The following is a 13561-nucleotide window of genomic DNA, read 5'->3' on the forward strand; positions in this document are numbered from 1 at the left end:
TTGCATGGTCGCTGAAAGGGATTGGAGATTTTGAATTCGCAAAAGTAAATTTAAATAAATCAACAGAAGAAATGCAAGTTGATCTAAAAGCAGGTGTACCACATAACTACTTTAATAGTACATATGCAAGTATTAAAGTGCAAAACACATCAGGTAAAGTAGTATATAACAAGGAGTTTTATGGGAATAAACAGCAAAATGCTGGAACACAAAAAGTTTCAGTAAAGACCGGCGATTTTATTGAGCTTACACATTTAGAAGGCGGAGAGAGGGCAACATTAATAAATTTAGATAATAATAAACGTGAAAGTCTTGATAAAAAAGTAATGTATGAAGTTACAAAGGATGGCCTGAAAAAAGTAAATCAAATTGTTAATCCGAAACCAGATACAGAAGCTCCCACACAGCCACAAGGATTATATGCAAACAATCTTACTTCTAACAGTGTAGAGCTAAAATGGAATCCTTCTACAGATAATATAGGTGTAAAAGAATATCAGGTATTACGTGATGGACAATTGATTCAAACCGTACAAGGAACGACATTTATTGATCAAAACTTAACAGCTAATAAGGAATATAAATATGCAGTGAAGGCTGTAGATGCAGCTGGAAATACATCAATTCAAAGTGAAATTCTTCCGGTAAAAACCAAAGATCAAAATATATCTTATGAAAAATGGGATCCAAAGAAGGCATATACAAAGGGCGATAAAGTAGAACATCAAGGGACAGTGTATGAAGCGGTTCAAAATCATCAAGGAAATGGTGACCCGAATTGGATATTTGCGTTATCTTTATGGAAACCACTTACAATCAAATAACATGTAAGAATCAGATGTGAAGATAGAACAACATAAAATTGGGGCAGTATTTTAAAGATTTACTGGATGTTGTTTGAATTTTGATAGATTTCTCTACTAAGTTATTATTCAATAATAAAAATTAGAAAAGGATGTAGATTAGTGATTAGTCAGAAAACGAAGAAAAGATTTAATAAAGTTATTATAATGACCGCAGCATGTAGCATGTTTTCTATGTTTGGAACGTCTATTTCGCACACTAAAGCTGCAACACATTCAGCTGCTCCAGCAGTTTATGTGAGTCCCCAAAATATACCTGCCTCAGATATTATTAGTATAGACTGGTCACCAGTTCAGACTCCACCTTATACGTACTGGGCTGTACACAACTGGAATGCAGGTGGTGAAGCTGGAGGATATGCTGGTTTTCAACAACAAAGTGGGTTTGATGAAAATGGAAAACGTACTTTACATTTTGCCTTATGGGATCCAATTTCCTCTAAAGAAGCAATAAAGGCCGAATACTTATCTCCGAATTCGCAAGCTGGACCCTTTGGAGGAGAAGGAACAGGAATGAAGGTTCAAACAACTTATGGTTGGAAAGACTACAATTGGTACACAATGACAATGCGTTCATGGCAAGAAAATGGTCATACTAAATTTGGACAATGGATGAAAGATGTAACAAAGAATAAATGGCATCAAATTGCAATTATGGACTTTCCGGTTGCTAATGTTGCATTTAATCATGGATTAGGAATGTTTCAAGAAGACTGGGCTGATAGTGGACAGAATGTTCGAGAAGCGCGCCTAAAAAATGGTTATAGCCGAAAATTAGTTGATAAACAATGGAGTTCTTGGAATAATCAAAGTATTTCTGGGACGCATGATAATACTTATCAATATGATGGAGGATCTACTTCAGAATATGTATGGGTCAAAGCAGGAGGTAATACGCAGTCTACTATTGGGTCAGGAAAAATATTCACGCTAAATCAACCTACTCAACCTGAAATAGGAAAACTAGATTTTGATATCCAATCTATATATTATGAAAATGAAAAATTAAATGTATCTTGGAAACTAAAAGAAAATAGTACACCGCAATTTAAGGGGAAAATTGAAATTTATAACAATGAAAATATGACAGGCCAACCTATTAACGTAATTAATGATATTAAATCCTATCAAAATGGAATCAGTCAATCTATATCATTACCAACAAATGCTTATGCAAAGATTGTATTAACGGATATATTTGATCAAACTGTTGAGAAAAAGGTACAAATCAAAAATGAGTCTCCAAACATTTTTGAAGGTAATGAATTTGCATGGTCGCTGAAAGGGATTGGAGATTTTGAATTTGCGAAAGTAAATTTAAATAAATCAACAGAAGAAATGCAAATTGATCTAAAAGCAGGTGTACCACATGACTACTTTGATAGTACATATGCAAGTATTAAAGTGCAAAACACATCAGGTAAAGTGGTCTATAACAAAGAGATTTATGGAAACAAGCAGCAAAATGCTGAATCGCAAAAAGTTCCAGTCAAAGTAGGCGATTATATAGAGTTAACACATCTAGAAGGTGTACATAGAGCTACTCTTACAAATGTAGATAATAGTAAACAAGAGAGCTTTGGAAAAAAAGCCATATACGAAGTTACAAAGGAAGGCCTGAAGAAAGTAGAAAAAATGCCAGAAGCAACAATTTTAGAAGGAAACAAGTTTGCATGGTCATTAAAAGGATATAGTGATAGAGAAATTGCAAAAGTAGATTATGATAAAACGGTAGAAGAGATGAAGGTAAAACTAGAAGCAGGTGTACCACATTCCTATTTTGCTAGTACGTATGCGAGTATTAAGGTCCAGAATTCTTCTGGTAACGTTCTGTACAATAAGGAGATCGTGGGAAATAAACAACAAAATGCTGAAAGCCAAACTGTGCCCGTCAAGGTAGGGGATTACATTGAATTTACCCATATAGAAGGAGAAGCAACAAAGGAAAAAACGCGAGCAATTTTAATTAACCTTGAAAATAACAAAAATGAAACCATTGGAAAAACAGCAAGATATCAAGTTACAAAAGAAGGCTTGAAGAAAGTAGAAAAAATGCCAGAAACAACGGTTTTAGATGGAAATCATTTTGGGTGGTCATTAAAAGGATATAGTGATAGAGAAATCGCAAAAGTAGATTATAATAGGACAACAGAGAAAATGCAGGTGAATTTAGAAGCGGGCGTACCACATTCTTACTTTAATAATACGTATGCAAGTATTACAGTAAAGAATTCAACCGGTAGTATTTTGTACAATAAGGGAATAGTGGGAAATAGACAGCAAACTGCTGAAAGCCAAACCGTGCCCGTAAAAGTGGGAGATTACATTGAGTTTACCCATATAGAAGGGGAAGCAGTAAAAGAAAAAACACGCGCTATACTTATTAATCTTGAGAATAATAAACAAGAATATATGGGCAAAAAAAGAACCTATCAAGTTACTTCAACGGGATTAAACAAAATAGAGTAACATGAAAAACATTCTAATTATTAGTTAGATGCAAATAGTCGTTCATTATGAACGGCTATTTGGCTTTTATTTAAAGAGAAGTGAAATGAAAAGATTCTCTCTTTTGTATATACTCTCGTTGCTATCAACTGCTACATTCTTTTATCAGGAGAAAATAATTTAAAAAATGTGCTTGAGAATTGATACATGTTTAAGTGCTATAGATTTGAGAAAAAAGAAACAGAATAGTAAGGTATTTGTTGATAAATCAACTTTTATATTACAATATTTTACATATTTAGTATGATGTATATGAGTTCTGTATATTAAGGGAGGAATGGGAATGAAAAGGTTCATAACACGTGTAAGTGGTAATGCAATCTCAAAAAAGTTAGTTTTAATGGTGTTGTCGATGGTTTTAATGATATTGATGATTACCCCATCGAATGATGTATCGGCAGCCAACCTATCAAAAGCAGGTTCACTAAAAGGCGTGAATTTATTTAATGGAAGTTGGACAGTTGCTATCCAGGCAGCAAATTTACAATATGTTTCCGCTGAGCCTTTTGGAAATGTAATAGCAAATCGTAATGCAGTTAATGAATGGGAGAAATTCGAATTAATTCCGACTGGGGAATTATATACGTACGCTTTAAAAGCTAAAAGTAATGGGAAGTATGTTTCGTTTGAGCCAAATGGTAGAGTAGTAGCAGATCGTACATCAATTGGGGCATGGGAAAAGTTTATCTTATATAATGGTGGAGACAATAGGATATATGTATTACAAGCACTAAGTAATGGTAGATATATATCAGCAAATGGTGGTAGAGAATTAACAGCTACTAGTTATGTAGCTGGAAGCTGGGAAAGATTTGTTATTGTATACTTCTAAACTTTGAAGTGTTATATATTTAAATGATAATGGCATGTTTAGTTTTTATAAACACCTTAATACAATAAAGTGTTAAGTATTTAATACAAGTGTATATTAACGTGTAAAAGGGCTGCAAGTAATTAGCAGTCCTTTTTACATGTTAAATAAGGACTTACTGAGGTTATAATGAAAAGAAAAAGAACCCTATAGGGTTCTTTTTCAAGGCATATTAACAGTAAGGAGAATCATGAAATGCTACTTCAAATCTTTATTAGGGGAAAGATTTTGAATAAGCTTAACATACATCTATTTTTACATAAATGTAATATATAGTAAATTGATAATGTTTATACTTACTATTACTAATATTCAATTAAGATAATTAACACTATTTGTATAGTGTTAATTAAGTCTGTATTTAGAAAACTAATAATAGTCCCCAAGTTGGTTATATATGTATAATATTATATTATATTTGCTAAAAGAGCTTATAGATATATCATTTTAAAAATTAATTAACATTTAAAGAATTTTAACTGAAATTGGGTGTGTATTATCTAAAAGCAAATAAAATAAACAAAGACCCTGTAATTATTGTAGTAAGTTACATAGAACTAAAACCAAGATATTCTTGCGAACTCAAAAAGCCTAAATTCCTTAATTTAGGCTTTGACGCTATGTCATGGATTACAATCGGAATGGAATCGGGCATATCTACTACAACAGAGTTATAATTTCTTCAGCTCATTAAATTAGAAACTGGTGTTTGATTACCGTAGTTGAATTATTTCTCTTTTAAAAGAACGGAAAGATTTTTTACGTTAGCATTTTTTACATAATAATTATTTAAGAGAAAAAATACTACTGAGTAATGCTATTAAATCCCAGTCTAATTTCTAATGGTCCCAGTATCTTTTATTTTGACGTGCGTCTTTACATTTATTTTAGCCTCTGCTAACGCTTGCAACCAATCACCTTTTACTTTTTTCCACTCTTTATATTGAAATGCTCTAGCATATAGGGATAATCCGATTGGATCAATTTTATTCTGCTGTATTTCATACAACATATTTTGTAAATTATTATTAATTTCTTTTTGAATAGCCCTTTTTAAATTATTTATATTTTTTTTATTATCATAGTGCCCCTTAATTAAATTCGCATTGGTTTTTTCTATTAAAGCTACATTAGCATATATATCGAGATTAAATACAAACTTTCCGTTTTGAAAATTAACAACTACCTTCCTTGTCGCGTTCTGTACGAAGATAGAAGTGTTTGTTTTTTTGTTGGACTTTTTAGGAGGAAGCGCAAGGTGTAGTATCATTCGCCCGCTACTTTTTTGCTTATTTATAAGATTGAAAAATTTAACATCTTTTTTAGGGATATGAGTTAAATATTTCCCTTTTCGATTTAAAAATGCAATTCCTACTGTGTCGATTTCATTCTTTGTTTTTTTGATAATTGGAACAGCTTGCGTCATTCCTTCTTCATTTTGTTCTCTCATTAATTGTTGAATTGTAGAAGAGACGGATTGGTTATTTTGAATTGACGATTCAATTACACCATTTATATAAGATGAAAGTGATGGTTTACTAGGCTTATGAATTTTAAAAATTTCTTCTGCAGGTCCATCTACAAGTACTACTTTAGCATTAATGGTAGCGTAAGGATCACGGTAAGAAGAATCAAGCTCCTGCAACCAATTTGCTTCTTGCGCTAATTTTTTCCCAATTAAAATGATTTCAGCTTTGGAAGCTGTCATAAAGCCCGTTAACTTCGTATCTATCTTACTGAATCCAGTATATACAGTTGATGCTTGTGTCCAATGTTCTATAGTACTTTTTGGTTGTTTATGATGAAAGAGTGGTATGCTTGTTCCAACTTTTATGTCTCCATTAGGGGTTCTATCCAAGCCAATTAACAGGATTAATGAAACCTTCTCAAGAGGAATTCTCTGACTACAACCAATTATATATACACAACAAATTACAATCCATATCCATTTTCGAATCAAAGTTGTTTCCTCCTAGTAATCCAAGTAAAAAGAATACTGTAAGTGAAAAATAAGATTGGTAATAGAATAAAGAAAACGACATTCAAGATATCCATAAGAGAATATATAAACAAATATTGATCCACATCAGGATTTAGGAAAATAAATAGGCCAACTATAAATAACATAAAAGCAAGCAGCACCCAATTGCGGGCGTTTTTTTGAAGTGAAATGGTCACAGATTCAAAACTGAAAAATAAATACGGATATATCGTAGTGGAAAATACAATTAAATAGTAAGCGATATATATAATTTCTAATCGTTCCATGAAAGAAAAACGAACCCCTTTTAACAGATGAAATACTGGCCAGATTACGTCTTTTATCCCCTCTGGACTAAAGTATATATAAGAAAGAATAGTAACATATAGATAGAAAAACATGGTTCCAGTATTCGCTATTAGTAGTCCTTTTATGGCTTTTTGTTTTTTTTGTAAGAATGGGTATATATAATATGCAATTTCTAGCCCAGCATAAGGAGTAATGGTTTCTTTTGTTGCTTTTACAATAGGGTATAATCCTTCTTTAAATATAGGTAGTAGGTGTAAAGGATTGTAGTTAGTCTTTAGTGAAAAAAGAAGAAATAGTGGCATCCAAGTAGTGAAGAAGAAAACAAGCATAGAATAACTAGTAAGAGCCCTTAACCCACTCAGGGCTAAAATAATGAAAGGTAATAGTAATAATATGGTGATTTGATAAGCAGGAGTGGAAGGGAATATCCACACTTTTACAATATCAGTTGCCTTTAATAAAGTATTAAATCCAGCAAAAAATAGATAAAAGGCATATGCAAGAAAAAGAATTGTCCCTATCCATTTACCAAAGTATGTTTTTAAGATTTGTGAGAAATTTTTGTTAGGATTTTTTTGTAACATTAATATAATAAATACACCGATTATAGAAGTAACTATCCATCCGAGAATGATCGAAATCCAGCCATCTGTACCAGCAGTAGTAGCAAGTGGGCTGGGCATAATTAACATACCAGATGCAAGTTGCAGCGAATGAATGAAAATAATAAATTCGAATAAAGTTACTTTTTGGAACTTAAGATTCCCCATGTTAACCACCTTCTTTTTTCTTTCTTTGTTTCGGCTGTCCTGTACTCGAGCGGGTGGTAATCATCGAAATAGGAAATCTTACAAAAGAATCTTTTAGCTCTTGGAGACGAAATGGTGCGATTGGCATGCCGTATGGTGAACCATAGGAAGTTAGTGAAACAAAATGAGCAAATAAGAGCATTAATCCACTAACAATACCGACAATCCCATAAAAGTAGGCCAATAACATCATTGGAAAACGGATAAGGCGAATAGAACTTGATAAATCATAATTAGAAACAATAAATGAAGCAATGGCTGTAATAGATACGATAATAACCATAACGTTACTAACAAGACCAGCTTGAACAGCCGCCTGTCCAATTACAATCCCTCCAACGATCCCAATAGTTTGTCCAATTGGTTGTGGTAAGCGAATACCAGCTTCACGTAGCATTTCTAGTGTAATTTCCATTATAAAAGCTTCCAATAAGGGGGAAAAAGGGACTTTGACTCTTGATGTTGCAATAGAAGTGTATAAGTCTATAGGAATAATTTCAAAGTGAAAAGAGACTATAGCAATATAAAATGCGGGTAAAAAAATAGCTATAATAAATCCTGCAAATCGTAATAAGCGAAAAAATGATGCGATGAGCCAATGAATATTATAGTCATCTGGGGTTTGAAAAAATCCAATCAAATTCATAGGAACAACCATTGCACCAGGGGATCTATCCATTAATACTGCTACTTTCCCATCAAGTATATGATTTGAAATGGCGTCTGGGCGCTCGCTTAAATAAGCCTGTGGAAAAGGAGTCCAATTTTGATCTTTTGTATAATTAGATAGCTCTCCAATACTTAATACCGCATCTGTTTTGATTTTACAGATTCTAGTTTCAATTTCTTGGACTACATCTGCGTTTGCTACATCACCTAAGTAAATTAAATAGACTAAAGAAGTGGCTCGTTCTCCAATCGTCAGCTTTTTGATTTTTAACTCTGTAGAAGGAATATATCGACGGATAAGACCTATATTTTTTGTGGCATTTTCAATAAATCCATCATGGGATCCTTTAATAGTAACTTCTGAAATTGGCTCTTGAATTGCTCTCTCTGCCCAGCCTTTTGTATTTATTAGAAGTGACCGCTTTTCTTTCTCCATAAACAGTACACATTGCCCCTCAAGTAATCCTTCTTTAATTTCATTCCATGTATATACTATTTTGGTATGAGTAGCAATAATATTAGAATTAAATATTTGACTGTCTTCATTTACTTCTTGTAATAATGGTGTAACAACATTGGTTTTTAATGCAACACCATCTGTAAGGCCTTCAAAATAATATAGTAAAATATTCGTGTTTGTTTTTAATTGCAAAGGATGTTCAATTAAATCTGCACTAATATCAAAGATATTATCTAGTGTATTTTTAAGTTGTTTTAAGTTACTTGTTTGGATCTTTTCAATGGTTTTATCTGTCTTAGTTTCTAAGGTCTCTTCATGTAAGGACAAAATTGACACCTCTTTAATATATAACGATTAGTTGTATTTATTATTTTTATATGATTGAATTTTATTCACTAATTTAAACTAATTGAAGATAAGAATTAATAAATTTGATGTGCTATATTATTAATTCAATAATTGAGAGCAAAAAGTAGATGTAATTTGTGTGGAAATGTAAGTATTAAGATAGAATTGAAATTTGAATGATTATAATAAAAAGAACCCTCGATAGGTTCTTTTTATTTGGTAAATATGTTGTCAACAATAGATGGCGATAAAGGTAGTAATTTAGATGTCTTTATGTTAATCAGCTAAATTTTGTAGGAAGAATTCTTTTTTCATACCTTAATACTCAATGAAAAAGGATATTTCATTTATTTGGATGTTCTAGTGTATTTGAATTTTGCGCACCAACAAATTTTGTTTAGGGACAAAATGCGTTTTCTTAATTATCAGAAAAAACAGCGCAACAAAATTCCTATTCATTATTTTGGTAGGTATCAAATATTTCTTTGGCCTTATTTTCTTGATATTACCGTACGTTTATATGTTTCTAAGGGAAAGAAATACTTTCATTTTTATTACCATCTATTGTTTGATTAAGATGGTAACATGAAAGTGAAACGTTTACAACCAGAAAATAAAGAAAAAATATTAAAATGCGACTTTTTTCGACAATTATTCTATGTTTATATTTAATTTTATTATAGGAAAAGGCGGAGGGAAGCGGACCTTTTCCTATAAACTGTTTTGTTGGAATTAGAAATAACTAAAAAAGTAATAATAGCTTAAAAGGAAAATGAAATTCAATGATAAAGTTATTATTGAATTTGTAAACCTCAGGTATCTTGAAAGTATGGTCAAATTTTAATCCACTTTGCGTTTCTTCCTTTTGTAACTAGCTTAATATGGCCAAACAGTTGCAAGGAATTTAAAGCCTTACTGATTGTACTCTCTGCAATGTCTGGATAAGTGTTACGAATACTTTCCTTGGTAAAGGGTTGTTTTTGTTTAAGTATAAAATCCTGAATTCTCTCAACTTTAGTATGTTTACATATAGAATCTAGAACTGTGTTATGAAGATCTTTGTAAGCCTCTAATATAATTGTTAAAAACGTTTTTAACCAAAAGCTATTATTATGTTCCTCGCAGTACCAATTCACCGAAGATTTATAAATCGAATTGTAATAATCAGATTCATGTTTCTTAATATATTTATCCAAACATACATATTTTACAAATGTATGTCCACTCCTAATTAACAGCAATTGCATTAACATAAATGCCAACCTGTTATTACCTTGATTGAAAGGGACTATGCAATAAAAATTTAATATAAAACGAGCTATTAATAAAAGTGAATGAAGCCCCTTACTAGTATTTAATGAGTTGTATTGATCACATAATTGCTCCATAAACTGTGGAATAAGTTCATGCGGAAGAATGCGGTAACTATTCAAGTGCATTCCATGTTCTGGAATTCCTGGAATAATAAAAGGTTTTTCACGCCATTTGGCACTGTCAGAGGTAATGTAATGTATTAGTTGAAAATGTAATTCCTGTATAGTTGCTGGATTGATTAATAAAGTACAGGAGTTTTTATGTACAAAAGAAAGTGTTTGATAATAGCAAAAAATAGCATCTTCCGAAATATTTTGAGGTACGATATCATCTAAAATAAGTTCTTTTAATCTTTTATTAGGAACTTTTATATCCTCGTAAATAGTTGTGAAATTTTTTATGTAATGTAGTGGTATAGTTTTTTCTAAGCTATTAAATATGTCCGGGTTTTGTTCCTGATAAGCAGCTAATTTTCCTTTGAATTCGCTAATTTCACTTATTAAATTTATTAACCTCCTTTTCAATTCAATATTTTTATACTTATCATCAAAAAAGTCTCTCATTTTTGTTCCCCCTGTAACCCCTTAACGCGTTGTTGCATATATCTTTCCATTCTAAAGGTATGCCATGAAATCATTGTAAAATAAAGATATTGTAGGTCTGATTTTGAATATATATATATCAGAATCTATATTTTTATTTAACAATTAAAATATGGAAATTATAAAGAAGAATCGTTACGATTCAATTTTAATAGGCATAATCCTAACATCAAATGCAAAAATGTACAATAAAAAAATATAAAATATAAAACTATCAAATCTTTTGAAAGATTATCTAAAAGAGTTTTAAGAAATTGTAGGTATAGATGTTCTTTGGTTTAGGAGTAAATAATAAAGCGATAATAAAGTTTTCATAGGTAATTAAAAAGTAGATAGACTATTAATTTGTGACAATTACGTGCCTAATCTATCATATGCTTTTATGAGAATTCTAAAATTAAATCCTAACGAGCTGAATTTTCTATATTTAGCATAAATATTAGGGAGGCGTGCTGATGAAATGTATCATTTTATATAGAAATATGTAACGTTTAACACTCGTATTGTAAAATATTTTGACATACGTTAATTTAAATATTAGGTACAGGAACATTTAATAAAAACTCAGTACTAAAATACCCTTTAAACGTTTCATCCTAAGAACTTTTCTCAAGCACACTGAAGTTCATCCTTTGTTTCTGTGCCTTATTAGATAAAAATAACACAATAAATTATTAGAATGTGATAGTTAAAATTGCATTTTTAAATCTTTTATATTTTTAAACCTTTTCTCTTTTCTTAAGCATTAACAATTTCTTGATAATCTGTTTAAAATAAGGAAATACAGGATAGAAAATAATGGCTATTAATAAAGAAAATACAGTTAAGCTAGATACCTTAAGTTATTTTATAAGTAATTAAGCGTTAGTTTGAATTAGTAGGAGTATTATATGTGTTTGTTAAAAGGCTTGTTTTATTTGATTTGTTACTATTAATTTATGAATTTTAACATCTAGAAGTTAGTCAATATATAGATAATATTAGTTATGTGGGTTTTAACCTCAAGTGTATATGTTTAAGGTTAAAGAATTTGTGAGTGGTATAAAAGTAGCGGAAGTCTGGAAGAAACGGATATAATCGGTTTCTTCCAGACTTTTTTGCTTTTTGTAATATAAAAAATTTATTTTTCCTACATGAGGAATTTTTTTGTTTTAATATTTGAATTTTTTGTGAAATTAAATGGAGTTTTTAGTCTTCTTTAAATACATAATGTTACAAAATAGCGTAATTGTATTTACTTTATTTTTATAGGAGATTAAAAATAATAATAAATGTACCAATTTATGAGAGATATTAATATATTAATTGGTGATTTGTTCGTTTATCCCTATATTGCTATTATATTAGCGAGAACAATATATTGGGGGGACAAGAATGAATTTGAAATTAACATCTAAATTGGAAAGATTAAGAAAAAGTAAAAAAGGAATTGGTGCTTGTCTTCTGGCTGCAGGGGTGACGGCAATTACAATGATTCCTCAAAGTGCGTATGCACATGGGTTTGTTGAAAAACCGAGTAGTCGTGCTGCTTTATGTAGTCAGAATTATGGGGCATTAAATTTAAATTGTGGAAATGTAATGTATGAACCTCAAAGTCTAGAAGCACCTAAAGGGTTTCCAGATGGTGGACCGATTGATGGGAAAATCGCTTCGGCAGGAGGATTATTTGGAGGAACTCTTGACCAACAAACAACAAATCGTTGGTTCAAAAACACAATTAAGGGGGGAGAAAATACATTTACATGGAAATATACAGCAGCACATTCTACAAGTAAATGGCATTATTACATTACAAAAAAGGGATGGGATCCTAACAAACCGTTAACACGTGCTGAATTAGAACCAATTGGAACTGTGAAACATGACGGTTCGGCTGCATCAAATAATTTAACACATACAATTAATGTACCAACTGATCGTAATGGTTATCATGTTATTTTAGCTGTATGGGATGTAGCAGATACGTCAAATGCCTTTTATAATGTAATTGATGTAAATTTGGTAAATAATGAAACACCTGATACAGTAGCTCCAAGTCAACCAACTGAATTAAATGCCTCTAAAGTTTCTGCCAATAGTGTTGAAATAACATGGAAGGCTTCTACTGATAATATAGGTGTAAAAGAATATCAAGTGTTACGTAATGGAGAAGTAATTGATACGGTACCAGGTACAACTTTTATTGATAAAAAGTTAAAAGCAGATACGGAATATACCTATACAATAAAGGCATTAGACTCTGCTGGAAACATATCAAAAGAAAGTGAAAAACTAAAGGTTAAGACAACACATGCAATCCCAGATAAAGAGGCTCCGACTCAACCAAAAGGATTACATAGTATGGGTACAACAGCGACAACTGTTGATTTGATGTGGAGTCCGTCAGAAGATAATGTAGATGTTGACCATTATATTGTATATAGAGAAAGCGCTGGGGTTATGAATAAAATTGGGACATCAGCTAATACATCCTTTATAGATAAAGGTTTGAAGGCTAATACATCGTATAAATATGTAGTGACAGCGGTTGATTTAGCTGGAAATGAATCTAGTAGAAGTGATGTTTTGAATATAACTACTAAGTTAGAGGATTCCACATATGAAAAATGGGATGCAAGAAAAGTATATACTAAAGGTGATAGGGTAGTACATGAGGGAAAAGTGTATGAAGCGGTTCAAGATCATCAAGGAAATGGCGACTCAAATTGGATTTTTGCCTTATCGCTTTGGAAGCCAGTTTTGAATAAATGATAAGCTGAAAAAGGTAGCTAACAATTTTGGATTTCTCTTTAAAAATTAAGGGCCGTTCCAAATATAATTATCTAAT

Annotated in this window: 8 protein-coding genes; 4 read left to right on the plus strand and 4 right to left on the minus strand. The window is 31.3% G+C overall.

Annotation, left to right across the window (positions count from 1 at the left end):
* The 3 genes from MRP26_RS17475 to MRP26_RS17485 form a co-directional block, all read left to right on the plus strand.
* The coding region (locus tag MRP26_RS17475) for a putative mucin/carbohydrate-binding domain-containing protein (RefSeq protein ID WP_276576158.1) at nucleotides 1-824 on the plus strand (824 nt) is incomplete at its 5' end.
* A gap of 141 nt (nucleotides 825-965) precedes the next feature.
* Nucleotides 966-3332, plus strand: coding sequence for a putative mucin/carbohydrate-binding domain-containing protein (locus MRP26_RS17480; RefSeq protein WP_043936346.1), 2367 nt, complete (start codon nucleotides 966-968; stop codon nucleotides 3330-3332).
* A 322-nt stretch (nucleotides 3333-3654) separates the two neighbouring features.
* Entirely contained in the window at nucleotides 3655-4203 is a 549-nt protein-coding gene (locus MRP26_RS17485) for a fascin domain-containing protein (RefSeq protein WP_016080744.1), read from the plus strand.
* Nucleotides 4204-5074: 871 nt separating this feature from the next.
* Here MRP26_RS17485 and MRP26_RS17490 read toward each other — a convergent pair.
* The 4 genes from MRP26_RS17490 to MRP26_RS17505 form a co-directional block, all read right to left on the minus strand.
* Nucleotides 5075-6202 (minus strand): Ger(x)C family spore germination protein, encoded by a 1128-nt coding sequence (locus MRP26_RS17490; protein WP_197241949.1) that lies wholly within the window; start codon nucleotides 6200-6202, stop codon nucleotides 5075-5077.
* Complete coding sequence (locus MRP26_RS17495) at nucleotides 6199-7302, minus strand: GerAB/ArcD/ProY family transporter (RefSeq protein WP_016080746.1); 1104 nt, start codon at nucleotides 7300-7302, stop codon at nucleotides 6199-6201. The genes MRP26_RS17490 and MRP26_RS17495 overlap by 4 nt, the downstream gene beginning before the upstream one ends.
* A gap of 1 nt (nucleotide 7303) precedes the next feature.
* Complete coding sequence (locus MRP26_RS17500) at nucleotides 7304-8797, minus strand: spore germination protein (protein WP_029442944.1); 1494 nt, start codon at nucleotides 8795-8797, stop codon at nucleotides 7304-7306.
* Between the two features lie 854 nt (nucleotides 8798-9651).
* Nucleotides 9652-10695 carry a Fic family protein gene (locus tag MRP26_RS17505; protein ID WP_016080748.1) on the minus strand — a complete coding sequence of 348 codons (1044 nt, stop codon included), beginning with the start codon at nucleotides 10693-10695 and terminating at the stop codon, nucleotides 9652-9654.
* Between the two features lie 1413 nt (nucleotides 10696-12108).
* On the opposite strand from MRP26_RS17505, the gene MRP26_RS17510 reads away from it, so the two are divergent.
* Nucleotides 12109-13485 (plus strand): lytic polysaccharide monooxygenase, encoded by a 1377-nt coding sequence (locus tag MRP26_RS17510; protein WP_001049835.1) that lies wholly within the window; start codon nucleotides 12109-12111, stop codon nucleotides 13483-13485.
* Nucleotides 13486-13561 lie beyond the last annotated feature (76 nt).

This window comes from Bacillus sp. CCB-MMP212, from assembly GCF_022748145.1.
Classification (GTDB): domain Bacteria; phylum Bacillota; class Bacilli; order Bacillales; family Bacillaceae_G; genus Bacillus_A; species Bacillus_A cereus.